Genomic DNA, 25094 nt, shown 5'->3' with positions numbered 1-25094 from the left:
GGGAGAATGCTTGATGTACCGATCCGCGATGTTCAGCTCTTCACGCGCTGCGATATCATCAGAAGTCCAAAGCATCGAAATCGGTCTTACCGGCCGTGATGGTATGATCGGTACCTCAATCGTTCTTGATAGTGATCGCACGCCTCATCGGGTCTTCATGCAGGTGAGTGGGGACGGATACGCCATTTCTGTCAGCGCGTTCCAACGCGCCTTGGATGCAAGTCTCGACCTGCGAAAGCTGCTCTCGCGCTATGTTCAGGCCTTCGCGGTTCAAACCGCCTACACGGCTTTGTCAAATGCACTTCATACAGTTGAGGAACGGCTGGCTCGGTGGTTGCTGATGAGCCACGACCGCCAGGATAATGATGAAATCGTGCTCACCCATGAATTTATGGCGCTGATGCTGGGAGTCCGTCGACCGAGCGTTACGATCGCTCTGCATTCGCTCGAGGGCCTGGGGTTTATAAGATCGACGCGAGGTCTGGTCACCGTCCGCAATCGATCCGATCTCGAAGATTTTGCCGGAACGGCTTACGGGAAACCAGAAGCCGAGTATGAGCGACTAATCGAACCACTTCGCTAAACCACTAGTATATGGTCAACAAGGATCCCGGACCAGCTGACGATGCAACGATCATCGCTGCGCGCTCGGCTACTTCAATCAGGGTAAAGTCCTTCTGGCGGCCCGCACTTGGCTCCCGGCACAGCTTACCCGTTAAACCGCTCACCGCCGATCGCATTTACACGAGTAGTGCAACAACCCCGTGTCTGGAAGCGCCGAAGTCACCCCCCCTGCCCGGCTAGACCTTAACTGCGCCTCGACGGGATTCACCGGAAGTGCTTTTCAACAATCTGTTGAAAGCCCGAATTCCAGGAATATGCGCGCCCAGCTGACCAGCGATCTACTCACGCAATCCCTTACGGTGGGGAGTTCGTATATCGACCGTCTCGCGCCGACGGCCACGACTACGATGGTCAATCCGATGACCCTTCAAGATACGGCGCGCTCTCACGGCAATCCCACAGGCTTGTTCAGGATAATAGCGCGGCAGCCGCGCCTTCCCGCTCGTCCAGGCGTTTGATGGGTAACAGGGCAGCAGGCCGGCGGTAGCGTTCGGGCAATACGAAAGGAAAAGAATGAATGGGTGACATAGCGGGATGGATCGCACTTGGCGCAACATGCCTGGCGGCCCTCATGACAGCATCGAACCTCGGACCGCGTGTGACTGGATGGGGGTTTGTTGTCTTCACGTTCGGCGCGATCGCGTGGATCGTAGTTGGCGTGGCCACGGACCAGACCCAGTTGCTCTGGAGCAATATCTTTCTTGGGGTGGTGGACCTGTTCGGTATCTGGCGCTGGCTAGGCTGGCAGACGCGGATCAGCGACACGGTCGAAGCGGAGCAGAGCCGCAGCGAGACCGAAAGCGGGGAGACCCTGCTCGCTTTCTCAAAACTGGAAGGCATGCTCGTCATCGGTTCGGACGGATCGACCGTAGCCCATGCCGTCGATGCGCTGGCGGCCTGTTCGACCGGCCACTTTTCGCACCTCATGGGGGGCATAAAAAAGCTGGGGGTGACGGTGCTGATCCGGTAGCTTTAGGAGCATGTCGAAACCGGCTCCGCTTGTCGCTTACCGTCTGAAGGTCGGCCTCCGGGATATATCGCCGATGATTTGGCGACGCTTGCTGGTTCGCAGCGATCTGACGCTTTTTGGTCTGCACCGGGTAATCCAGATCGCGTTTGGTTGGGAAGATTATCATCTCCATGCTTTCAAGGTGCATGGGCGCCGTTTCGGCACGCAAAGGACGGGTGAGCGTCACCACCTTGTCGAGGACGGGAAAATTCTGAGGGAACTGACACTTGCCGACCTGTCGCTGCGAGTGCGGCAACGCATGATGTACGAATACGACTTCGGCGATTTCTGGGAGCACGAGATCCGCGTCGAAGCGCGTGAACAACCGAGCGCAGACAAGCCCTGGCCGGTCTGCACCGATGGTGCTCGCGCCGGTCCGCCTGAGGATATCGGCGGACCGGGTGGATATGAGCGATTGCTCGAACGTCTCGATGAATTGCGCTTCGATCAGGGAAATGGCCTGGATGACTTTCTGGATGAAAACGATACCAGCGACGGCGAGGAAGATGACGGCGAAGAGTGGACGCCAGCTGACCGCGCCGGGTTCGACGGTCCAGATGATCCGCTGCTGCGCTACGATCCAGATTCCATCGATCGCCGCGCCATCAATCTCGCGTTGAAGGCTGAGTTTGTCGGCAAGGACCGGCCAATGTCTGTGGACTGATGCTCAGGCAAGCTCGGCTTGAGCGCGTCTGTCATCGCGTACCCGCATGATCGTCTGCCGGCTTGTCGAGAACGCCTTGCTGAGCGCGGACACGGTTTCGCCGCTTTCAAGGCGGCGCTCGACCTCGGCGCGCTCGTCTGTTGTAAGGCTCGCAGGCCGTCCGATGGCCTTGCCCTCCGCCCGCGCGCGGCGTAGCCCGGCCTGGGTGCGTTCGATCAGCAGGTCGCGCTCGAATTCGGCGACCGCGTTGATAACGCCCATCGTGAGCTTGCCTGTCGACGAGGTGAGATCGACGCCGCCCAGCGCCAGGCAGTGGACGCGAACGCCCATGCGATCGAGATCGGCGACGGTGCTCGCCACATCCATCGCGTTGCGGCCGAGCCGGTCGAGCTTGGTGACGACGAGGACGTCGCCATCCTCTAGCCGGTCAAGCAACCGGGCAAAACCCTTGCGTTCTTTCGCCGCAACCGACCCGGAGATGGTTTCGGCGACGATCCGCCGCGGCTGCGCTGCAAAGCCAGCGGCCTCAATCTCGTGCAACTGGTTGTCGGTCGTCTGGTCGACGGTCGAAACGCGCAGATAGGCAAAGGTGCGTGACATGGATCCGGCCTCGATTGTCCGGAAGGGGTGTCCAGTAAAATTGGTGTGTCCGCAAGATGGTAAGGCTATTTTATGGACAGGGTTAGCTGTAGGTGACCGTAACCGGTCGGTTTCGGACGGCGGCACCGATGTGCCGGCCAATGAGTTCCCTTCTTCATGGAGGAATGAGCTCATGCGCTTCACCATCACCCTCACCGCAGCAACGGACGACAGGCCAACCAGCGGCATATCCATCGCCGTCATCGAACGCGACGACGACACGCTTACGATCGATGATCTCGGTCTCAGGATCGCGGAGAGCAAGCGACTGCTGGCCGCGCTGCAGCTCGCTGTGGTTCAGACCCAGGCGCTCGACTGGTGTCGCCGCCAGCGCGCTTGTCCGTGCTGCGGATCAGCAAGGCAAATCAAGGATCATCGTTCGATCATGGTGCGCACGCCGTTCGGAAAGATCGCCGTGCCAAGTACCAGGTTCCGGCGATGTACATGTAAACCCACAGCGGGTATCGCGGCGCCGATCGTGGCGGCGCTGCCCGAACGCGTCACGCCGGACCTTCTCGAGCTAGAGGCGCGCTGGGCTTCGCTCGCGTCCTACGGCATCACCGCGGAACGCCTTGCCGACGTCCTTCCGATCGGTGACGCGATCAACGCGACGACGATCCGGCAGGACACCCTACGCGTCGCGGAGCGTTTGGAAGCCGAGCTTGGCACCGAGCGACGCTGTTTCATCGAAGGCTGCGAGGCGGACTGGACCGATGGTCCGCTGCCAGGACCGCCTGTCACTGTCGGGATCGATGGAGGCTATGTACGATCATGGTACGATCGGCCGAACAATTTCGAGGTGATCGTGGGTAAGTCCGTCGTCGATCCGGGCGAGGATGGCGAAATTAGCGAGCCAACGCGCCGGTTCGGCTTCGTGGTCGGACATGACGACAGGCCGCGTCGTCGCCTTCATGAATTGCTGCTGGAGCAAGGCGTCGGGATGGACCGTGAGATCACCTTCATGTCCGATGGTGGCAGGAACGTCCGCAATCTTCAATGGGACATGCGGCCGAACGCCGAGCATGTCCTCGACTATTTCCACATCGCCATGCGGGTGACGGTCATGCAGCAGATCGCGCGCGGATTGCCGCCCCCATCCGAGACGGATAAAGACGTGGCCGTCGCCACTCTCGAGCGAGTTCGGCACTTCCTCTGGCACGGCAACTGGCGCCGTGCTCTCGACCTAATCGGCGACGTCGAGACCAGAATGCTTGGTGCGACAGATCCGGATGTCACCGACGAGCCGATGAGCCACCCACAGGTCTCGCCGCAAGCTCGCAATCTCCTCAAGCATTTGCGGGAGTTCGAAAGCTATATCAGCGCCAATGCCAGCATGATCCCGAACTATGGCGAGCGACGACGATATGGCGAAGCAGTCTCGACCGCCTTCGTGGAATCGACCGTCAACCAGGTCGTCGCAAAGCGCTTCGCAAAGAAGCAACAGATGCAGTGGACGCCCAGAGGGGTGCATCTGCTTGTGCAACTCCGCGTCCGTACCCTTGATGGCACGTTGGCCAATGACTTTCAGAGGTGGAGGGACGAACGGAAGGCGGCATGACCCCCAACTTTCTCATGCTCCCCACCTCATGGCGTCACCTCAAGGTTTGTTCGCCAGACAACGATTTCTCGGACATAAGCGGAACATGGGCTACGCTACACGCTTCAACCGCGCCATTGGCTCGTTGAGTGGGTGGAATTCACCTGCTGGAAGTCGCCTGGCCTGCTCCCAGAGGTAATCGCCGGTCAGACTGATGTGCGCCCAGCCCATCGGAGAAAGGTGCGCAAGCAGTGCCGCATCGAACGTCGTGCCGACAGCGTTGAGGTGCTGGGCGGCCCGGTCGAGATAGACCGTGTTCCAGTAGGAAATCGCCGCAATCAGCAGGTTCAGCCCAGATGCGCGAAATTCCTGATTTTCCAGCGAGCGATCGGTGAACCGACCCTGCCGGTTGGTATAGATGGCGGCGGCAAGCGTGTGCCTCGCCTCGCCTTTGTTGAGACCGGCCTGACAGGCACGTCGCAGTTCCGGTTGTTCAAGCCAATCGAGCGTGAACAAAGTGCGCTCGATACGGCCCAGTTCAGCCAATGCAAAATCCAGCCTGTTCTGGCGTTTGTAGGCGGCAAGTTTTCGCAAGATTACTGACGGCGCCACCGTGCCATCCTTGATTGAGGCGACAATCCTGACGATGTCATCCCAATCGGCCTCGATCGCTGCCGTTTTGATGGTGCGGCCCATCAGATTTTCGATGCCCTTGTATGTCGATGGCGCAGCGATCGAACCCAGCTTGCGGTCGCCAATATCGCGCAGCCGGGGCGCGAAGCGGAACCCGAGTAGGTGGCAGAGTGCGAAAACATGATCGGTGGCGCCGCCGGTATCGGTATAGTGCTCATGCAACGGAAGGTTGCCGGCGCCCAGGACAAGCCCGTCGAGCACGTAAGGCGCTTCACCTGCCGTCGCGGACATGATCCGTGATCCGAATGATGCGAAGTGATCGGAAAGGTGAGAATAGATTTTCACGCCAGGTTCGGCGCCATATTTGGCATTGACGTCCGCCGCCCCTGAACGGCTCCGCCCCGACCGGAAGAACTGGCCATCGGACGACGAACTGGTGCCAGCGCCCCAATGCCGCGCGAAGGGTAATTCGTGATGGGCTGAGATGATCATGGCCAGCGCGGCCTGATAGTTCTCGGGTGAAAGATACCAGTTGTGGGTCCATGCGAGTTGGGCATAGCTGACGCCTTCGCTGGCATTGGCCATCCGCTCCAGCCCGAGGTTGGTGCCATCAGCCAGAATTGCGGCGAGTACCGTGCTGGGGTTGTCGTGCTCCTTGCCTGAGCGCAGGTCACGGAATGCGTTCAAAAAACCAGTGCGTTCGGCGACTTCAAGCAGCAGCTCGGTGATGCGCACGCGGGGAAGCAGGGTATCGAGCTTGCGATCGAGGGCTTCAGCTTCCGGTGGGGTGACAGGCGGCATTTGCTGAAGCTTGAGCCGGTCTCGTTCGAGCGACACTCCCTCAAGCTTGTTTGTTTTCAACTGCTTGGCAAATCGGCGCAGCCGCCAGTCAAGATTTCGTGCCCGGTCAGCGAGGTAGGATGCAGCATTTGAATCGAACGGAAGCACATCCGCCACTTTGGCGGCGTCGCGCCGACCCAGCAAATAGGCATCGAAGCGCTGATAGTTGCGGGTTCCCTCGATCCATACATCACCGGCGCGCAAACGATCACGCAAGGTTGCCATGATCGCAATTTCATAACGTCGGCGGTCGATACGGCCGCTTTCGGTGATGAGACGCTTCCACTGCCGATTGGGGAATGGCAGTGGAACGCCATCGGGAAGGTCGCGCGACTTTCGTGTGTTCGCATCGCGAATGACATCGATGGCTTTGATCAGTGCCGTCCCTGTTCCAGACGCCTTGAAGGTGAAGGCGTCCAGAAATGCCGGGCTGAAACGCCGTAGCGTGGCGTAACGCTCGGTTGCCGTTACCAGTGCGTCCTCGCCGGCAAGATCAGCAAGGGCATCTACTTGGGCCTTTGCCGCAACAAGCCGGTGCCAGCCCACCGCTTCGTCAATCAATTCGAGCGGATCGCCGCCATTCTGGACAGCCTCATCAAGTGCTGTAATCGTGGCGCCAAACAGCCGCATGAGTTGCCCCACCGACTGAATACTATCTTGGTAGCGACGCTCGCGCCCACGCCGCGCGCGCGTGAACATGCCGCCGATAAGTCGGTCAAACATTTGGATCGCGGCATCGGCAAGTCTGGCCTCAAGGTCGATCACTGCGGCCGTCAACGTCGCCCGCCTGCGATTGACGCTGTAATCCGAAAGCAGGAATGCCGGTGCCACGCCGCCCTCGCGGACAAATTGGGCAAAGCGGAATTCCGGAATGGCGCCCCCAACTACCGGGTGGATACCTATGCCGCGAACATAGCGCAGGCGCTCAAGCAAGCCATTGATATTGGCCGCAGTCGGGGCTTCTTCGAAATTACGCAACCACGCCAGCGGTGTCATGCCGAAATCCGGGTTGTTGATTACGAGTTCGTCTAGCCGTGTCAGTTCAGCAGAGCTGAGGCCTTCGACGATTGCGGCTGCGGCAGCTTTGCGTGCGCGTGCCCGGCCAGCAAGACCGGCGCGTTCCAGTGTGTCGCCTGACGGAAGAATGAACCGCTCACCCTTCAGGCCAACCATGAGGGCGCGAACAATCGGTTCACCTCTGTCTGTATACTCGGCGGCTTGCGCGGCAAGATTCAGGGCAAGTGCCAGGTCGCCGCGTCGAAACGGGCGTATGCCAAGATAACGCGCCACGAGATCGGCATGATCGGTACGGGTTTGCGCGCGCTGACCATATGCAGAGAAGGAGGAAGGATCGACGAATAACTGTGCCGCGAGGTACTGAAGAATGACGTCGGGAAGCCCGATCTCGGGTTGCAGACCAAAGCCGGGATGTCGCATCAAAGCGATTTGTGCAGCCAGACCGAGGCGATTTGCTGGACCATAGCGGCGCCCAACCAATTCAACATCTTCCGCAGAAAGGGTATAATGCCCAATGATCGCGGTTTCTTGGACAGGAGGATCGAACAGGCGCCGGCGCTCGTCTCCGGTCAGAAGTCGGCGTCGTGCCATTTTGCTCTCCCGCTGAGGCGAATAACAAAATTGACACCAAAGCGGCTTGCACTGGAGGGAGGCCATTCGTTGCCGGTTGATCCCCGAACAATCACCCGGCGCAGCAAGACAGTTTGGCGACATCCTTATCAAACGTTTGGGCCGCCAGTTTGAGGCCTTCCACAGTGGTCAGGTAAGGAAATATCGTTGCACCCAATTCCAGGGTGGTCATGCCGTGTTTGATCGCCAGCACCAGTGTCTGGATCGAATCCGCGCCTTCGGGTGCCATGATCTGGCCGCCCAGCAAACGGTCGTTCGCCTTGTCGGCAATCAGTTTGATGAGACCCCGCGTATCGCGTGCTGCCAGTGCCCTTGGCACAGCATCGAGCGGGAGCAGCGAAACCTTGATGTCCAGGCCTTGCGCCCGTGCTGTCGTTTCAGTGAGGCCGGCGCTGGCGACTTGCGGGTCGGTGAAGACGACGGATGGCATGGAGGAATTGTCGTAGCGGTATTGGTTGCCCGTCACCGCGTTGCGCGCGGCCAGTTTTGCGCCATAGGCGGCCATGTAGACGAACTGGTCCCGTCCCGTTACATCGCCCGCCGCGTAAATGCCTGGAACCGACGTTTCGAGGTGGTCATCGACGACGATTCCACCATTACGGGCAAGCACTATGCCGCGCTCCTCCAGCCCAAGCCCGTCGCTATTGGGTCGGCGTCCGGTGGCGATGAGCACCTGTTCCGCCGCGACGGTGTCACAATGCCCCTCGCAGGTCAATTCGACCCCGCTCTGTGTTTGGGCGATACGCTGATAGCCGACACCTGCGCAAACCCGCACGCCCTCGGCTTCCAAATAGTTTTTCAGCGCGGCACTCACTTCCGGGTCCATTTCGGGGAGCAGGCGGCTTCGGCAGCAGATGGTGACATCAACGCCCAGACGCGAAAACATCTGTCCCAGTTCTACCCCGATCACCCCGCCACCGATCACCAGCAGCGATTTGGGCAAGCGATCCAGCGCCAGCGCCGATGTGCTGGTTAGGTAGGGCACGCTGTCCATCCCCGGAATCGGCGGCACGGCGGCGTGCGCACCCATCGCCAATATGACCTTGCCGACCTTCATGGGCGCATCGCCGACAATCAGCGCACCATCGGCAAAGCGTGCCTTGCCCTCGATATAGCTCACACCGTCATAGGCGGGCAGCAGATCGACATATTTTTTTTGGCGCAGCGTCGTGACAAGATCGTCCTTCGACGCCGCCAATACGGACCAGTCATCCATCTGGACAGCGCCCCCAAGGCCGGGAAAGCGCGCGGCGGCAAGCCCACCATGCACCGCTTCGGCGGCGCGGATCAGCGTCTTGGAAGGAACGCAGCCAACATTGACACAGGTGCCGCCAATCGTGCCGTGACCGACGAGCGCCACTTTCGCGCCCAGATCGGCAGCGGCGATCGCGGCGGAGAACCCGGCAGAACCCGCGCCGATGACGGCCACGTCAAATCCTTCCTGCCCGGGGCGGTTGCAACAGTCGTTCATTGCTTATCGCTTTCTTGAGGCGCTGGCGGCGCCCCGCTCAGTTTTGAATAGCGCGCGCCGGATAACCCGCGTTGGTTGATGCAGCGGCAATCGCAGCAGCATTGGTGCGGCGCGGGTTATAGGTTGCGCGCGCGGTCTTGGCTGCGAAATCGACCGTGACCGCCGTTACCCCGGCGACGCCTTCCATCGCCTTCTTCACGGTGATCGGGCAGGTGGCGCAGGTCATGTTCTCTATGGCAAAGGTGGTTTGCTTCTGAGCGGTTGCGGTAGCCGCGGGGCGATCTTGCGCCGTGCCACTAACTGCATAGGCGACCCCGCCGCCAGCCATAGCCAGCACGGCCATAGCGATACATACTGTCTTTTTCATGGGTATTTCCTTTCAATAGAACCAGGGTGCCCACCAGTCGATGGTGAGCGCCAGGATGGCGACGGCAAGGCCCAGCCACAGCACCGCCTTGGTGGTCCAAGCCGATTGTGGACGAGCGCAGTAGGAACCGTCTTCACAGGGCGGTTTCGGCTTGAAATAGACATGCCAGAAGCCGTAGCCGAGCAGCGCGAGCGTTACGCCTGCGACATAGGGCTTGTAAGGTTCGAGCGCCGTCAGGTTGGCGATCCACGCGCCGGAAATTCCGAGCATAACCAACAGTAGCGGGACGACGCAGCAAGCCGAGGCGAGCCCCGCGCCGATCAATGCGCCCGCCGCAACCCAGTTTGCCTGCTTCGGCTCGTGGTTTTCGGTGAGGGCTGGCTGTCCCGCTTCCGGCGTTGAGACCATGGCTTGAATCCCTTGTTCCAACTGAGTGATTCGCAGTGTAGGCTCTGTAGCCACTACAGACTCAAGAGGTATTTTCATGGAGCAACAGGTCGGCATCTTGCGTGCCCAGCTTGCCCGGAAAACAGGCTGCAATCTCGAAACCATCCGCTATTACGAGAAGGTGGGATTGCTGCCGGGGCCGCCTCGCAGTTCCAACGGCTACCGCGTCTATTCGCCGGAACTGGTGCAAAGGTTGCAGTTCATCCTGCGCGCGCGCGACCTTGGCTATGCAATGGATGAGATACGGTCATTGTTGTCGCTCACCGATACCGGTGCACAAACCTGCGCGGAGGTTATGGCGAGAACCGAACTCCACCTTGAAGATGTCCGCCGCCGCATTGCAGATTTGCAGAAGATAGAGGTGACGCTGGCGACCACGTTAGCCAGATGCACTGGAGATGACGTTGCCGAATGTCCCATCCTGGAAGCACTCCAGTTTTTACCCCATCAAGGCAATTGACGCCATCTTTGAGGGATTTGATTTCGTGATGTCAGCTTGGAGTATAGCCTAACTGGACGTCAGGGCGGTACTGCGGTTTCTGTCAGATTAGGGTGATAAACGGAATTTGTTGACGAATTTCGTTACGTATCATAGATTTCAACCTGACATTTTGATGGAGAGAGTGCGCAGTGAAGGGGCAACGGATCGGCTATGTCCGGGTCAGCACGTTCGATCAGAATGTGGATCGCCAATTGGAAGGTCAGTCGCTCGATCGGACCTTCACCGACAAGGCATCGGGCAAGGACGTCAACCGCCCCCAGCTTGAGGCTCTGCTCACTTTCGCCCGCGAAGGCGATACCGTCGTCGTCCACAGCATGGATCGGTTGGCCCGCAATCTGGATGACCTGCGCAAGCTGGTCCAGGGCCTCACCAAGCGAGGTATCCGGATCGAGTTTGAGAAGGAAAGCCTGTCCTTCTCGGGGGAGGACTCCCCGATGGCCAATCTGATGCTCTCGGTCATGGGTGCGTTTGCTGAGTTCGAGCGCGCTCTGATCCGCGAACGGCAACGCGAAGGCATTGCGATCGCTCGGCAGCGCGGCGCCTATCGGGGGCGGAAACGGTCGCTCTCGGATGAGATGATTGCCGATCTGCACCGCCGCGTTGCCGCCGGTGAACGCAAGGCGACCATAGCGCGCGACATGGGCATCAGCCGCGAAACCCTCTACCAGTACCTTCGCGCCGCTGCCTGACACCAATGTTCACATTATGTCCGGAAAATCGTTGTTCAGCGTACAAAGCTTGAGGTGACGCCGCCTTCGCCCCGGATCGGCGCTCGGGTCATCCGAACAGTTCGCTGTGCGAACCGATACGGGCCAGGACGAGTGCTTCTTCGGTCTTGCGGTAGATCAGCACCAGGTCGGGCTTGATGTGGCAATCCCGGTATCCCTTCCACTCGCCGGTCAGCGAATGATCGGACAGATTGGGCGGCAGCACTTCATCCATCACCAGCATGTCGATGACCGGCTGGAAAATGGCATCGAGGGTCGCGTCGGATCGCTTCTCACGCTTGTAATCGCGCTTGAAACGACCCGTGATCTCTACTGGTCTCATTTTGGCTCTCCCGTGGCTGGCGTCGCTTGCGGCGCTGGGGCTGCAGGAGCCGGAGGTGGCGGCGGGGGGGGCGGAGCCGGGGCGTCAGGTGGCGCCGGCGTCCACGGGTCGAGCATGTCCTTTGCGCCGATTTCCAACGCCATTTCTACCAGCGCTGCATAGCTTGTCTGCGTCAGGCCCGGCGTCTTAATCGAATTGTGCCACCGCAAAACGAGGTGCGGATTCCAGATGATCGCATTGCCCATCGCCCCGGACTTGCCCGGCTTGATGTCGATGAACTTCAGTTCCTGAAGTTTCTTCATCCGGTTAGCCCAGGTGTGTTCGCCGCGCTGTCCGCCGAAGCCTGACGCGGTCGACATGTCGCCGTGCTTGTTCAGCACGACGAATGAGTTGTCCCACGTGTGGCACCACAACGTCAGATAGGTAGAGGACACCGGCGCCCCCTTGGTCATGTCGTCCATGATCTTGAGGATCATAGGCATCGTCTTGGGGATCGTTGCGAACCCCTTGTTGGCGAGGCGATGCCACAGCATGTCCTCCTTGCCCGGCCAATGCAGCTCGCGCAGGGCAAGCTGCTTTTTCGTGATTGCACTCGCCTCCCTGATCGTCGTCATGTATTTAACTCCTCATGTCGCCGCCTGATCGCGGCGACAAACAGGTTATGCTAGATTTATCGTTATATTTCAATGATGTAGGTGTTTACTCGCGCAACATCGGATGTGCGCTCGTTGCACTTAGACCATGCGAAATCACCCGATATGCTGCAACTGAAACTTGGTTGTGCAACATATGTTTTTTTCAGATCGCATTTTTTGGCGTGTTTTCAGGTGGTTATGACCTGACTCCACTGTGCTCATGGGTGCTTATGGTACTCCCACGTGCTGCATGTGCTTCACGTGCTCCCGGGAGAGTGCAGAGAGGGGTAGTGCTATTGACACCCCGGTGTTAGGAGACCATTTAGGATTTGTAGCTACATTGTGGCTCGGATGATTATATGGGGTAAGTGAAGTGGCAGCGGCAGACGTAGTCCGTGCTCGGATTGATTCCGACCTGAAGAAAGAAGCCAGCGCAATTCTTGCGGGGATGGGCCTGTCTGTGTCCGATGCCATTCGGCTGATGCTGGTGCGCGTTGCCTCTGACAAGAACCTGCCTTTTGACATCCGCGTTCCCAACGCCGCCACCCAGGCCGCGATGCGCGATGCGTCCGAAGGCCGGGTGGAGCGGTTCGCTACCGTTGCGGATCTGATGGGCGCGCTCAATGAGGACGATGACGAGGACTAGGTTCGTTGCACTGAACCAGCGCCGCGAGCTGCGGTGGGTTCATGCGTAAAAGTGAAAAAACATCATGGCCGTTCCCGCTGTCGCTCTGGCAGCAAGGGGCGGCCTTCGTGTTTCAGGGTGCAGAGGGACCTTCTCTTATCTCACCGGGATCGCTTCGAGCGTAGGAGCATCCCACAGGGCGCGGCCCTCGCGGGCACGGCTCTATCGTCCCTTACAGCGCCGACCGAGCCGCCGTGGGCGTCTCATCCCATTCGGGTGACGATCCTCGCGTAAGGGGTGTGCCACGTGGCGCACCCCTGTTGCCGCACCATGGCGCGGTATTGCCTTCATAGGGCGCTTGCGGCCCTCCCCCGCAGGCCCGCGCGCTTAGGGGAACACCAAGGGCTACTGCCCTTTCGTCCCCGAACGACAATCATGCCCCCCGTGTAATCCGCCAAGCGCGGCACCCGACGCCCTGAAGGCATCGGCCGCGCTAGGGCGGCTCGCCCGCGCCAGGAGCAAGATTCTCGCCCTCCCTCCCCGTCCCGTTCCTCGCCGGAAAGGCAGAGCCGCATGCCGCAGAGCAAGCGGCTTTCAGCCTCAAGAGGAAAGGACGAAATCATGGGACGCATCACCGACAACCGGGCCGACGTCTATCAGGAGATCACCGACCAGATGATTGTCATGATCGAGGCTGGCACCCGGCCTTGGTCCAAATCATGGAACGGCAGCACGGCTCCCAATATCCCGCTGCGCTCCACCGGGGTTCCTTATCGCGGCATCAACGTCCTGACCTTGTGGGTGGCCTCCATGACCAAGGGCTATGCCTCCCCGCATTGGCTGACCTTCAAACAGGCGCTGGCGCTGGGCGGATGTGTCCGCAAGGGCGAGAAGGGATCAACCGTGGTCTATGCCAACAAGATCGTGGTGGGCGACGGCAAGGGCGGCGAAGCGAGCAACGAACAGAGCGAGGACGGCAGGCGGCAGGTCGCGTTCCTGAAACGCTACACGGTTTTCAATTCGGAGCAGATCGACGGCATCGAGACGCAATATCCCATGCCCGAACCGATCATCACCGCCACCAATCCCCACGACCGGGACGCCGAGCTGGATACGCTCTTTGGCCGGGTGCCTGTTACCGTGCGCCCTCATGGTTCGCAGCCCTATTATCAGCCGACCGGCGATCAGGTCGTCATGCCGGCATTCGTCGACTTCCATACCAGCGACGATTATTATTCGACCCTTGCACACGAACTTTGTCACGCCAGCGGCCATGTGGATCGGCTTGCCCGTCCCACCCTCATTTCCACCAAGCGCGAAGACTATGCGCGTGAAGAGCTGGTGGCCTTATCTGGACAGTCTGCGCCGCCCGCAACATTGCAGTAAGGTCGGCGATGGACGCCCACGGTAGGCAGTAATCAGGCTGGCCGTAGCGCTGACCCAAGAGCTGGCGGAGGCCAGCCTGATTGCTGCCGGGCCATCAGGCGCACCGGTGTGAAGGTCAGCTTCCGGGTGGGGGGTCCGGGGGGAGGGTTTCGCGCCGGTGTCGATCATTACTGTTTGCGAGCGCCGCGAGGCCAAGGGCCTCGATGCGCATGTGCCGCTGATCCTGCGGGACGATGCGCTCTATGATCCCGATCTGGATCGCTTCTTTCTCGACCTGCCGCTGTCGGGTGTTCGATCGCGGCACTCGCTTCGCGCCTATGCCTATGATGTCGTAGTCTGGCTTCGCTTTCTCGATGCCTGCGGCAAGACCGTGTGGGCCGCGACCCGCGACGATGTAGACGCCTATCACCGTGAGCGACGCCGCGATGAGGCCGATCACCGGATCACAGCGGCAAGCTGGAACCGCGCCGTCGCCAGCCTCGATCGCCTCTACCGCTGGGGCGAGCAGCAAGGGTGGATCGCCGATGCGCCGTTCAGCCGCCGCGCCGTGTGGCAACCGGCGCAGGGCGGCGGTCGCGGCATGATCGCGGCGCGCAACGACGCCTATGAACGTGTTGCCAGGCGATCGGATGTTCGGTTCGTCACGATGGACGACTATCGCATTTTTCGCGAGGTCGGCCTGCGCGGGCTCACCCCTGACGGCACTGAGCGCCCCGGCGCTCGCGATCGCAACGGGCTGCGCAACGCGCTGTTCGCCGATCTTCTCGTCACCACCGGCCTGCGCCTCGAAGAGGCGTCGGGCCTGCTCGCTGCCGAGCTCGCGGCGATCGACCGCGAGGACGGCGAGGCCCGACAGCTTTGGCTGCCTCTTCCGCCGCCGCTCACCAAGGGCGACCGAGGACGGAGCGTTCTGATCCCGCGTCGGCTGCTTCGTCAGATCGCCGCCTATGTCGCCGTCGAGCGCGCGGCGGGCGTGGCCAAGTTCGCCGTGCGCGACGGCGCGACCAAGCTCGAACGACCTATCCCTGTTACCCGTGCTGGTCTCGACCGCATGCGCGATGTCTGCACCCCGGAGGAACGATGCCGCCTGATCCTGTGCGACGAGGATGGACCGCCCCACGAGCCGGCGGCGCTATGGCTGACCGAGGTCGGGCAGCCGGTTCGCCCCAACTCGTGGGAGGTGATCTTCACCCGTGCCTGCAACCGGTGCGCAGAGAACGGTTTGCCGCTGTCGATCAGCCCACACCAGCTTCGCCACACATTCGCAGTTCATATGCTCGCCTTGTTGATCCAGCAGCGACTGCGCGAAGCGGCATTGCCGGCGGGGCCGGCGGAGAGCTATCGGCTGATCCTCGGCGACCCGCTGCAACAGGTGCAACGCCTGCTCGGCCACGCGAGCCTCACCACCACCTATATCTACCTCGATCATATCGCGACGCGCGCCGATACGGTGGACGCGGCCGTCGAGGAGCTGCTCGCGCTGCTGCCGGGACCGCAGGGCGCATGAGCGGGCATCCCCGCAAGGGCCGGCCTGTCGCTTTCGCGCCGATCACGCCGGAGTCCGTGCAGCCCGATCCTGTGCTCGGCCTCAAGTTCACGATCGAGGCACGGCATGGCGGAACGGTCCTGATCGATATGACTGGGCTCGTTCCTCGCCCACTCGCCATCGCCTTCGCGGGCGCGCTACGTCGGTCAGCGGCGCTCGGCGGCCCCATCGGTGCGGCCAGCGTCATCAAGCAGTATGTAAATGCCTACCGCCTGTTCTTCGCCTGGCTTGGCGATGACGCGCTGAACGTGGCTGGCGTCAGCGACCTGCGCGCAGTCCATATCGATGGGTTCGCCTCCGCGCTCGAACAGCGCGGGATGGGCGCGATCCACCGGCACATAACGGTCGGCAAGATCATCAACACATTGCGCGCGATCGAGGCAGACCGGCCCGATCGGATCGCGTCCGACCTGCATGAGCGGCTGCGCTACACGCTGGCCACATCGGCGGGCCGCTCGACCCCGCGCGATGCTTATAGCCCCTTCGTCGCCCGCGCGTTGCGCGACGCCGCGAGGACCGATGTCGAAGCGATGTTCCGCCGTCTCGGCGCCGACGACCGGACCGATGAGGGCGACCCGGTCATCGCCAGCGCGCGCGCCGATGTCGAAGCGATCATCGCGCGGCAGGGCTTTATCGTCGCAGACCAGCCCGCGCTGAAGAGCCTCTATTTCATGCGCATGCGGCGCGCATTGCCGATCAGCACGCTCATCGACGACCTGCATGGCCGCCATCACCTGCTTGCGCGCGATCTGCCGGCGCTGCTCGTGTTGCTCACGCTCGATACCGGCCTCGAGCCCGAGTGCCTGAAGACGCTGACCGTGGATTGTCTCACCAACCCCCATGCCGGCACGGTGGAGCTGCGCTATCTCAAGCGCCGCGCTCGCGGCGCCGAGCATAAGAGCATGCGCGTCCGCGACGGCGGTGGTGGCACGCCTGGCGGTCTTATTCGTCGCCTGATCGAGGTCACGGCGACTGCCCGCACGCATCTAAACGACGATCGTATTTGGGTTTATCACAACGCTGGCGGCCTGCGGGCAGGTATCCGCCACCCGACGGAACGGATCGATGCCTGGGTGGCGCAGAACGATATTGTCGATGACGACGGCAAGCCGCTCCACCTGCTGCTCTCCCGGCTCCGCAAGACCCACAAGGCGCTATGGTACACCAAGACCGAGGGGCATATGGCCCGCTTCGCGGTCGGCCACTCGCGCGAGGTAGCGGCGCGCCACTATGCTGATCTGCCGTCGCTCCGGCCCCTGCACGAGACGGCCGTCGCCGACGCCTTCCGCGCAGCGGTCGCCGCCGCGATGCCGACCGTGCTTCCGCCCACCGCCGAGCAGGCGTTGCGCAAAGCGCCCGATCAGGCCGAGCCGCTGATGCCGCTGGCTACCGTGGGTCCGTTGCTCGACGGCGAACAGGATGTCTGGCTCGCCGCCTGCGCGGGCTTCCATAACAGTCCCTTCGCCGAGGCCGGTTCGCCCTGTGCGCAGCCCTTCTGGGGCTGCCTTGATTGCCCTAACGCCGTCATCACCGCGCGCAAGCTCCCCGCGATCCTGGCTTTCCTCGTCTTCGTCGAAGAGCAGCGGCTGAGCCTGCCCGCGACCGACTGGGCGGCCAAGTTCGGCCGCGTCCATGCCCGCATCACCGCCCAGGTCGTGCCGGCCTTCTCCGATGCCGTCATCGCCGATGCGCGCCGGCAGATGGAGAGCGAGCGGCTTTATCTGCCGCCGGAGGCACGCGCATGACCATACCCGCCCATGCCCAAGAGCCTGCCTTCGACGATCGCCCCGTGCTGGCGAGCGCGCCGCTCAAGGAGGGCCACGCCCGCGAGGAGCTGTCTCGCGTCGGCGACCCGAGCTGGGATCTCGGTCTCGCCGTATTCCGCGAGAACGCCCGGCGCTGCCACGTCACCGTGCATTTCGACGTGCTCGAACATGCCGATGTGCAGGCGGCGATGCGCGCCTATCTCTACGCCCGTCTCAACGTCGATCTTCCCGGCTACCGCCCGAAGCTGCCGCCGGCGAGCATTCGCCAGGCATTCAACCGTGCCCGCCGGTTCTTCGCTTTCGCCCGTGAGCGGCTCGGACGGCTCGACGTTTCCCGTATCGATCAGGCATTGGTCGATGCCTATGCCCGGCACCTTCGTGCCGATCCGGCCCGGCGACCCGTCATCGTCGGCCACCTCCTCGAAGTGGTCCCCGATCTCTATCACTATCGTGACCACCTCGCTGGCGGAGGCCTTGCATTCGAGCCCTGGGCCGGACAGGCGCCCGCCCGCGTCGCGGGCTACCGGCATGTCCGGGAGAACCGCACGCCGCGGTTCCCGGAAGAGGTCATCGCCGCGCTGCTCGCATGGTCGTTGCGCTACGTCACCGTCTTCGCTGACGACATTCTCGCAGCCCGTCGCGAGCTTGATCGGCTCGAAGCGCGCCGGGATCGTCTCGTCGCCGCCGACTCCGGCCTCCCGGACGCTGATCGCCGGCAACGTCGCCGCACCCGCCTGAAGGCCTATTTCGGTCGCCGACGCCGCGAGGGGCGCGGCGCACCGATCTGGGGCACCGCTCATAACGGCAAGCTGCGCGTCGACCCCAACACCGGCGCCGTGACCCCACCGATCAACGCCCATCTCCTGCATCTCCATGCCGGGATCGACGTGCAGGCCGAGCCAGGCGCGCATCTCCTGCTGACCGGCGGTGAAGCGAGGTTGATCGACGCAGTGGCGGCCGAGCTGGGGGTAGAGGTCGGCGGCATGGACACGCCGATCTCGATCGATCCCGAGAGCGGTCGGCCATGGCGCGAGCGCTTCGACGCGAAGACTCTCGCACACGAGGAACGGGTGCTCCAGGCCGCCGCCTATATCGTGTGCGCCTACCTGACCGGCATGCGCGACTGCGAGGTGCAGGCGATGCGGCGCGGGTGTCTCTCTATCGCGCGCAGTGAGGACGGCCTGATCGAGCGGCATCGCATCCGATCGACCATCTACAAGCGCCGGGCGGCCGTGGGCGAGGCGGCGAGCTGGGTGACGATCGAGCCGGTCGCCGATGCGATCACGGTGCTCGAACGCCTGTCGGCAGGACCGGCGCGCGCCAGCGGCAGCGATACGCTCTGGCCGGTGCTGCGCGCGAGCGCCGTCTCCAAGACGCATCTGTCGAGCGAGGTGGTCCGTCAGCTCAACACCTTCCGCGATCACCTCAACACCGCCTTCGGCAGCCCCGATATGCCGGTCATCCCGCCCGGTCCCGATGGCAAGCCGTGGCGCATCACGACGCGGCAGTTCCGGCGCACGATCGCGTGGCACATCGCCAACCGTCCGTTCGGCACCATCGCCGGCATGATCCAGTACAAGCACGCCTCGGTCGCCGCGTTCGAAGGCTATGCCGGGACCAGCGCTTCGGGGTTTCGCGCCGAGGTCGAGGCGCAGCGCCGGCTCGGTCGGACTGATGACCTGCTGGACTATTTCGACCGGCGTCAGGGCGGCGCATCGCTTGGAGGGCCGGCGGGACCGCGTATCGGGCGGACGCTCGACGATGCCGCCGTTCAACTCGGGCCATTGCCCGCCATGATCGCCGATCGCGCCCGCCTGCGCGTCATGCTCGCCAGCGTCGCGCGCACCTTCCATGTCGGCCCGCTCGCGGATTGCTTCTTCGATCCCGCGACCGCGCTCTGCCTCAAGCGCGTGACGACCCCCGATCCCGCGCAGCCACTCACCGCCCTGTGCGAGCCGACCCGCTGTCCCAACGCCTGCATCACCGTCCGCCACAGGCCGGCCTGGGAACGCGCGGCGGCCGATGCCAGGGCGCATCTACGCGAACGGCGCATCTCCGATCTCCAGCGTCAAGCTCTCCAGCGCGAGCTCGATCGCCTGACCGCGGTGATTGCCGGGATCGATCCTCCCGCGCCGTAGACCACCCCGGCTGTTGGCGGAGTCCTGCGCCGGTCGGCGCGCCCGCGCAACGGCTTCGCCGTCCTTCGCTTCGCTGCGGCCCTGACGGGTGCGCGAGCCCCCCTGTGCCCGGCGCGAACGGGCCTCCGCCGCCGGGGATGGTCCCCGGCGCGAGAACGGAGAACAGATCATGTCAGCCTCACCACGCTCAGACGTCTACGCTCGCGTCACGCAAGCGATCGTCGACGCCATCGAAGCCGGCACCGGCACCTGGCGCATGCCGTGGCATCATTCCGGCGCCGACGTCACCCGCCCGACCAACGTCGCCAGCGGCAAGCCCTATCGCGGCATAAATACGGTCTCGCTCTGGGCGGCCGCCTATGGCAGCGGCTATGCGAGCGGGGTCTGGGGCACCTATCGCCAGTGGCAGGCGCTCGGCGCGCAGGTCCGCAAGGGCGAGCACGCCAGCCTCGGCGTCCTCTGGAAGGAGTTTCGCGCGAAGGGTGACGAAGCCAGCGACGATGATGGCGACCACCGACGGCTTTTCGCCAAGGCGTTCAGCCTGTTCAACGCCGATCAGATCGATGGCTATGCGCCCGAACCGGGGCCGGTCCTGCCCGAGAGCGAACGCCTCGCCGCCGCCGAAGCCTTCATCGCCGCGCTCGGCATCGATACCGTCTACGGCTCGGCCAGCGCCTATTATCACATCGCCGAAGACCGCATCCACATGCCGGATTTCAGCGCCTTCCACGACGCCCACGGCTTCTACGCCACCCATATTCACGAGGCAGCTCATGCCAGTGGCGCAGCCCATCGGCTCGACCGGGGTTTCAGCACCAAGTGGACCAAGCACGCGCTCGCCATGGAGGAAGCGACCGCCGAGCTGACCGCATCGTTCCTGCTCGCCGATCTCGGGATCGCGCACGAACCGCGACCCGATCACGCGGCCTACATCGCCTCCTGGCTGCAACTGCTCAAGGACGAGCCCCGGGCGATCTTCACCGCGGCGAGCAAGGCGCAGGCGGCGGCCGACTGGATGCACACCCGGCAGCCATGATCCAGCAGCGACCAACGCTGAGCGGCCGATCCCTCGCGGGCTCGGCCGCTTCGTCGCGCATGGCGATGCGCGGGCTTCGCCCGCTCACCAGCGGACGCCGCTGGCGCGGCGGCGCTGATTTTTCGGGCTCCCTCGATGCGGGTCTGGTCGGCGCTCCCTGCTAGGCCCGCCACGGCGCGCCGCAAGCCCGGCTTCGCCGAGCTGCTCCATTTCATTTCGCCCCTCCGGGTGCGGCCCGCCGCTTGCGCGGGCCTCTCCGGTCGTTCTCGCCGCCCACCCCCGCCTCGGGGGAGCCATGGGGTTTTTGGGCAGTGCTCGAGGCACCGATGGTTTTCACCTTCCAACCGCCATTTTTCGCTGGACTGTCAGGATATTGCGCCGAGCTAGGGGCCGCGTTCGTCAGCGGCGCGATCGGCATCAAACTCCACGACCGCGAGGATCATGCGGCCTATCTGGCAAGCTGGCTGTCTGCCCTTCGCAATGACAAGCGGTGCATCTTCACCGCCGCGCGCCAAGCGCAGGATGCAGCCGACTGGCTGCTGAGCCGGATGGGCGCGGAAAGCCCCTCCACGCTGGAAGAGAGCGTCTGAACGGCCAGACCAGCCCCCGCTCTGAGTAGGCGCGGGGCTGGTTCCGGTAAGAAAATCGCGCCTCGCCCGCTCGCGAGCGGACGAGGCGCCGTCGTTTGTGCAAGATCGTTGCCGCCGATCAGCAGGTCATGCTGTTTGCTTCACCACATCGCGATAGGCGAGCAGGCGCAGTGCATTGAAGACGACAAGAAGCGTGGAGCCTTCGTGCATCGCAACTGCCGGACCGATGCCAAGGCCAAGGATCGTTGCTGGCACAAGCAATGCAACGACACCCAGGCTGACGAACACATTCTGCCGGATGATGCCGCGTGTGTGGCGGCTTAGGCCCACCGCGAACGGGAGATGGGCCAGATCGTCGGCCATTAACGCCACGTCGGCCGTCTCCAGCGCCACATCCGAGCCGGCAGCGCCCATCGCAATGCCAACGGTCGCCGATGCCATTGCCGGTGCATCATTGACCCCGTCGCCGACCATCGCGACCTTGTCCTCACCCGCGAGCTTCTTGATCGCGGCGACCTTGTCCTCCGGCATCAGGTCGCCCCATGCCTCGTCAAGCCCGACATCCCTGGCGACGGCGTCGGCAACCTTCTGGTGATCGCCCGAGATCATGATCATTCGGGTGATACCCATGTCCCGCAGGCGTTTGAGCGCGACCTTGGCCGCCTCGCGCGGCGTGTCCATCAGCCCGATCGCACCGATGTCCCGATCGCCCTTGCGCACCACCATCGTGGTGCGCCCCCCGTCACGCAGGGCCGCGATGGCGTCAGTAGCGGCCGCATTCAGCGTAGGGATACCCTCCACGCCGAACATCTCGGCCTTCCCGATCCACACCGTCTCGCCACCAACGGTCGCAGTGACGCCGCGTCCGGTCAGGCTCTTGAGGTCGGTCGCCGTCGGAAGGTGGCGTCCGCCCAGGCGTTCGCGCCCATCCTTGACGATCGCCTGCGCCAAGGGGTGATCGCTCAAACCCTCGACCGCGACCGCGAGCGTCAACAGATCTTCCTCGCTCGCGCCGTCCACCGGCACGACATCGGTGATGCGCGGGCGGCCTTCCGTCAGGGTGCCCGTCTTGTCGAACGCGATCGCCTTCAACGAACCGAGGTTTTCGAGCGGAGCACCGCCCTTCACCAGCACGCCGCCGCGTGCCGCGCGCGCAACGCCCGAAAGCACGGCGCTGGGGGTCGCGATGGCGAGCGCACAGGGGCTGGCGGCGACCAGCACCGCCATCGCCCGATAGAAGCTGTCGCGGAATGGCTCGTCGATCACGACCCACGCGAACAGGAGGATGAACGAAAGGGCCAGGACCGCCGGCACGAAGATGCGCTCAAACCGATCGGTAAAACGCTGCGTCGGCGACTTCTGCGTCTCCGCTTCGCTCACCATCTTCACGACCTTGGCGAGCGCGCTTTCGTTGGAACGCCGCGTCACCTCGATCTCGATCGCGGCACCGCCGTTGATCGTACCGGCGAACACCCGGGACGTCGCTTCGACTGCATCGGGCTTCGCGCGTGCCGCCTCGATGTCGGCCACAGGCTCCTTGTCGACCGGGATGCTCTCGCCAGTCACGGGGGCCTGGTTGATCGCGCTCGAACCCTTGATGACGAAGCCGTCAGCAGGCAGGCGCTCGTTGGGGCGCACAATCACCACATCACCGATCACCAGCTCCTCGACGGCAAGCTCCGTGGTCTGTCCGTCGCGGCGCACTGTGGCCTTGTCGGGCGCGAGTTCGGCGAGCGCTTCGATGGCCCGCCTGGCGCGCCCCATCGCATAATGCTCGAGCGCATGGCCGAGGCTGAACAGGAACAGCAGGAGCGCGCCTTCCGCCCAGGCACCGAGCGCCGCGGCGCCAGCGGCTGCCACGAGCATCAGCGTGTCGATCTCGAATTTCCTGAGCTTCAGATTGTCGATCGCCTCGCGCAGCGTGAAGAATCCGCCAAAACCATAGGCACCCACATAGAAGGCGGTCGGTAGCCATTCGGGCGTGCCCGCTACCAGCTTTTCGACCGCGAAGCCGATCGCCAGCAGTGCGCCGCACGCGAGCGCAAAGATCAATTCGGTATTGGGGCCAAGAAAATTGGCATGGGCGTGATCATGCCCGTCACCCGGCCCATGTTTCTCAGCGCCCTCACCATGACTGGCGTCGCCATGGTCGTGGCCTGTATGGTCACCGGTGCTGTGGCCGTGTCCGACGTGCTCCGAGCCAGTCCGCTGTACCGGCCTGACCTTGAGCTTGCCGAGCGCCGCGAGGATGAACGCCTCGTCGACCCGCTCCTTGTCATATTCGACACGGATGCTGCCCGAGGCGCTGGCGTCGGCCTGCAGCACGCCGGGCATCCGGCACAGGGTTTCGCTAATGGTGCGCGCGCGGCGCTCGTGGCCGATACGCTCGACCTGCCACCTGGCATGACCGTATCGTCCGCTGATCTCGGCGCCGGCTGCGCGCACCATTTCGCGCACACGCGACATCGGCAATGCCGCGCTATCGAAATGGATGCACAGCTTTGCGGGGGTCTCGCCATCGGCGGGAAGGACATGCGCCTCTTCGACGCCGGGTTTCGCCTTGAGTGTCGCGACAAGCCGGCCAACGCAAGCATCGGCCGCGTCAGGGATCTGCGGCAACAGGACGGGAATATCGAGTTTGAGCTTGTCGGTCATCGCACCGTCTCCGCGCTGTTTTTCGCTTCTGCACGAGCATCGCGCAGGATTTCCATGCCGCCCTTGATCGCGATGAGCGCGGTCGCCAGGCCGACGATTAGATCGGGCCAATTCGTCCCCAGCCACAATACCAATGCCCCGGCGATCAGGATGCCGCCGTTGGAGATGAAGTCGTTGAAGCTGAAGGTCGTGGCGGCGCGAAGGTTCACGTCCTTCTGCTTTAGACGCTGGAGCATCCGCAGGCAGATATAGTTCACGACCGCAGCGACCGCCGACATTACCATCATCGTGGGTCCGATCGGCTCGCTGCCCTGAAGATAGCGGCGTCCGACATCGAGGAGAATGCCGCCCGCGAAGATCAGCAGCATCACGCCCGATGCCCGCGCCGCTCGCGTTTTCCAGGTCTGTCCGCGGCTTAACGCAACAAGGCTCAACCCATAAACGGCCGTATCGGAAAGATTGTCGACGCCATTGGCGATCAGCGCGCTGGAATCACCGATCAGTCCGGAGGCGAAGAAGCCGATCGCAATCGCTGCGTTGAGCAGCAGCACTATCCATAACGTCCGGCGCTCATCTGGCGCCTGTGGGTCTGAGGGCGTCATACCATGATCTCCTCGATAAGCAGCAGCGCGAGAAACCCGACAAAGAACATGGCGCTGATGAGCGGTGAGTCCGGCTTCTCATGGGCTTCGACCAGCAGTTCCTCGGTCACGAGGTAGAGCAGTGCCATGAGCCCGAAACTCAGGAACCCGGTGATCCATACCGGCGTCAGCAACGCCACTGGCTGCGCGACGAGGGCGCCGAAGGGCAAAAGCAACGCCAGCGCGCAGGTCAGGCCGATCGCCTTGGCCTTGCGATATTTGCCGGCAAGGTCGTTGGTGAGGGTAAGCGCAAGGAACAGCACCTCGAGCGTCAGCGCGACGGCGAGGAGCGCCCCTGCCTTTTCGCCGGCGATGAAAGCGAGCCCCAGAACCAGGCCGTCTATGGCAAGGTCGAGTCCTATCGCCGCGAGAAGCGCGACAGGTCCCTTGAACCGGCTCTCCGCCGCCTTGAGGCTCAGCATGACGGCGACGCCGAGTGCGCCGCCGATCAGCGTCGCGGTCGGGGAACCGCCATGCTTAACCAGTGGCAGGATTTCTGTGGCAGCGGCTGCGAACACGACGCCGGCTGCCAGATGCTGCATGGCCGCGACCAGCTTTTCGCCGGGGGACCGCCACCCGGCGATGAGCGCCCCGAACATGATCGCAGCCATCGGAATGAGCGCGAATTTGAGCGCGGCCATCGTCA

Annotated in this window: 23 protein-coding genes; 13 read left to right on the top strand and 10 right to left on the bottom strand. The window is 63.0% G+C overall.

Annotation, left to right across the window (positions count from 1 at the left end; translation table 11 throughout):
• Positions 1 to 13 precede the first annotated feature (13 nt).
• From WFR25_RS07120 to WFR25_RS07110, 3 genes are all read left to right on the top strand, one after another.
• Positions 14 to 583 carry a Crp/Fnr family transcriptional regulator gene (locus tag WFR25_RS07120; RefSeq protein WP_336969733.1) on the top strand — a complete coding sequence of 190 codons (570 nt, stop codon included), beginning with the start codon at positions 14 to 16 and terminating at the stop codon, positions 581 to 583.
• Positions 584 to 1195: 612 nt separating this feature from the next.
• Positions 1196 to 1594 (top strand): PRC-barrel domain containing protein, encoded by a 399-nt coding sequence (locus WFR25_RS07115; RefSeq protein ID WP_336969731.1) that lies wholly within the window; start codon positions 1196 to 1198, stop codon positions 1592 to 1594.
• Between the two features lie 10 nt (positions 1595 to 1604).
• Positions 1605 to 2297, top strand: a complete 693-nt coding sequence (locus tag WFR25_RS07110; RefSeq protein ID WP_066969391.1) for a plasmid pRiA4b ORF-3 family protein — start codon at positions 1605 to 1607, stop codon at positions 2295 to 2297.
• Positions 2298 to 2300: 3 nt separating this feature from the next.
• On the opposite strand, the gene WFR25_RS07105 is transcribed toward WFR25_RS07110, so the two are convergent.
• A complete protein-coding gene (locus WFR25_RS07105; RefSeq protein ID WP_061772305.1) occupies positions 2301 to 2897 on the bottom strand; it encodes a recombinase family protein in 597 nt (198 codons plus the stop codon).
• Positions 2898 to 3069: 172 nt separating this feature from the next.
• Between WFR25_RS07105 and WFR25_RS07100 the strand changes: the two genes are divergently transcribed.
• A complete protein-coding gene (locus WFR25_RS07100; RefSeq protein WP_066488601.1) occupies positions 3070 to 4494 on the top strand; it encodes an ISKra4 family transposase in 1425 nt (474 codons plus the stop codon).
• 90 nt (positions 4495 to 4584) lie between these two features.
• On the opposite strand, the gene WFR25_RS07095 is transcribed toward WFR25_RS07100, so the two are convergent.
• From WFR25_RS07095 to WFR25_RS07080, 4 genes are all read right to left on the bottom strand, one after another.
• A complete protein-coding gene (locus WFR25_RS07095) occupies positions 4585 to 7554 on the bottom strand; it encodes a Tn3 family transposase (protein ID WP_014072601.1) in 2970 nt (989 codons plus the stop codon).
• Between the two features lie 91 nt (positions 7555 to 7645).
• Positions 7646 to 9064 (bottom strand): mercury(II) reductase, encoded by a 1419-nt coding sequence (gene merA, locus WFR25_RS07090; RefSeq protein ID WP_004213247.1) that lies wholly within the window; start codon positions 9062 to 9064, stop codon positions 7646 to 7648.
• Positions 9065 to 9101: 37 nt separating this feature from the next.
• Positions 9102 to 9431: a heavy-metal-associated domain-containing protein gene (locus WFR25_RS07085; protein WP_004213249.1), complete on the bottom strand. Its 330-nt coding sequence runs from the start codon at positions 9429 to 9431 to the stop codon at positions 9102 to 9104.
• Between the two features lie 12 nt (positions 9432 to 9443).
• Positions 9444 to 9839, bottom strand: a complete 396-nt coding sequence (locus WFR25_RS07080; RefSeq protein WP_014072602.1) for a mercuric transporter MerT family protein — start codon at positions 9837 to 9839, stop codon at positions 9444 to 9446.
• A 76-nt stretch (positions 9840 to 9915) separates the two neighbouring features.
• Between WFR25_RS07080 and WFR25_RS07075 the strand changes: the two genes are divergently transcribed.
• Both WFR25_RS07075 and WFR25_RS07070 read left to right on the top strand, forming a co-directional pair.
• Positions 9916 to 10338 (top strand): MerR family transcriptional regulator, encoded by a 423-nt coding sequence (locus WFR25_RS07075; RefSeq protein ID WP_014072603.1) that lies wholly within the window; start codon positions 9916 to 9918, stop codon positions 10336 to 10338.
• Between the two features lie 170 nt (positions 10339 to 10508).
• Positions 10509 to 11069 (top strand): recombinase family protein, encoded by a 561-nt coding sequence (locus WFR25_RS07070; protein WP_004213255.1) that lies wholly within the window; start codon positions 10509 to 10511, stop codon positions 11067 to 11069.
• Positions 11070 to 11157: 88 nt separating this feature from the next.
• Here the strand turns inward: WFR25_RS07070 and WFR25_RS07065 are convergent, their stop codons facing one another.
• Complete coding sequence (locus tag WFR25_RS07065; RefSeq protein ID WP_043150818.1) at positions 11158 to 11430, bottom strand: type II toxin-antitoxin system YafQ family toxin; 273 nt, start codon at positions 11428 to 11430, stop codon at positions 11158 to 11160.
• On the bottom strand, positions 11427 to 12044 hold the full coding sequence (locus WFR25_RS07060) for a hypothetical protein (RefSeq protein WP_051519918.1): 618 nt from the start codon (positions 12042 to 12044) through the stop codon (positions 11427 to 11429). The genes WFR25_RS07065 and WFR25_RS07060 overlap by 4 nt, the downstream gene beginning before the upstream one ends.
• Positions 12045 to 12438: 394 nt before the next feature.
• Here WFR25_RS07060 and WFR25_RS07055 point away from each other — a divergent pair, with 394 nt between their 5' ends.
• The 7 genes from WFR25_RS07055 to WFR25_RS07025 all read left to right on the top strand — a co-directional run bounded on the left by WFR25_RS07055 (position 12439) and on the right by WFR25_RS07025 (position 21152).
• Positions 12439 to 12711, top strand: a complete 273-nt coding sequence (locus WFR25_RS07055) for a type II toxin-antitoxin system RelB/DinJ family antitoxin (RefSeq protein WP_043150816.1) — start codon at positions 12439 to 12441, stop codon at positions 12709 to 12711.
• 600 nt (positions 12712 to 13311) lie between these two features.
• Positions 13312 to 14076: an ArdC family protein gene (locus WFR25_RS07050; protein ID WP_336969725.1), complete on the top strand. Its 765-nt coding sequence runs from the start codon at positions 13312 to 13314 to the stop codon at positions 14074 to 14076.
• A gap of 157 nt (positions 14077 to 14233) precedes the next feature.
• Positions 14234 to 15583 carry a tyrosine-type recombinase/integrase gene (locus WFR25_RS07045; RefSeq protein ID WP_087573767.1) on the top strand — a complete coding sequence of 450 codons (1350 nt, stop codon included), beginning with the start codon at positions 14234 to 14236 and terminating at the stop codon, positions 15581 to 15583.
• Entirely contained in the window at positions 15580 to 17367 is a 1788-nt protein-coding gene (locus WFR25_RS07040; RefSeq protein WP_087573768.1) for a hypothetical protein, read from the top strand. Before WFR25_RS07045 ends, WFR25_RS07040 begins: the two co-directional genes overlap by 4 nt.
• On the top strand, positions 17364 to 19526 hold the full coding sequence (locus WFR25_RS07035) for an integrase (protein ID WP_336969722.1): 2163 nt from the start codon (positions 17364 to 17366) through the stop codon (positions 19524 to 19526). The genes WFR25_RS07040 and WFR25_RS07035 overlap by 4 nt, the downstream gene beginning before the upstream one ends.
• Before the next feature lie 169 nt (positions 19527 to 19695).
• A complete protein-coding gene (locus WFR25_RS07030) occupies positions 19696 to 20562 on the top strand; it encodes an ArdC family protein (RefSeq protein ID WP_336969721.1) in 867 nt (288 codons plus the stop codon).
• Positions 20563 to 20888: 326 nt separating this feature from the next.
• Positions 20889 to 21152, top strand: coding sequence for a zincin-like metallopeptidase domain-containing protein (locus tag WFR25_RS07025; RefSeq protein ID WP_336969720.1), 264 nt, complete (start codon positions 20889 to 20891; stop codon positions 21150 to 21152).
• Between the two features lie 126 nt (positions 21153 to 21278).
• On the opposite strand, the gene WFR25_RS07020 is transcribed toward WFR25_RS07025, so the two are convergent.
• From WFR25_RS07020 to WFR25_RS07010, 3 genes are read right to left on the bottom strand one after another with little or no spacing between them, the layout of a single operon-like run.
• Positions 21279 to 23807: a heavy metal translocating P-type ATPase gene (locus WFR25_RS07020; protein ID WP_043150812.1), complete on the bottom strand. Its 2529-nt coding sequence runs from the start codon at positions 23805 to 23807 to the stop codon at positions 21279 to 21281.
• Positions 23804 to 24409 (bottom strand): cation efflux transmembrane domain-containing protein, encoded by a 606-nt coding sequence (locus WFR25_RS07015; protein ID WP_043150811.1) that lies wholly within the window; start codon positions 24407 to 24409, stop codon positions 23804 to 23806. Before WFR25_RS07015 ends, WFR25_RS07020 begins: the two co-directional genes overlap by 4 nt.
• Positions 24406 to 25089 carry a ZIP family metal transporter gene (locus tag WFR25_RS07010; RefSeq protein WP_043150809.1) on the bottom strand — a complete coding sequence of 228 codons (684 nt, stop codon included), beginning with the start codon at positions 25087 to 25089 and terminating at the stop codon, positions 24406 to 24408. The genes WFR25_RS07015 and WFR25_RS07010 overlap by 4 nt, the downstream gene beginning before the upstream one ends.
• Positions 25090 to 25094: the final 5 nt, after the last annotated feature.

Origin of the sequence: Sphingobium aromaticiconvertens, from assembly GCF_037154075.1 — a bacterium.
Lineage (GTDB): Bacteria > Pseudomonadota > Alphaproteobacteria > Sphingomonadales > Sphingomonadaceae > Sphingobium > Sphingobium aromaticiconvertens.
Note: the sequence above shows the minus strand (reverse complement) of the source record. Positions and strands in the feature narration are given on the sequence as shown.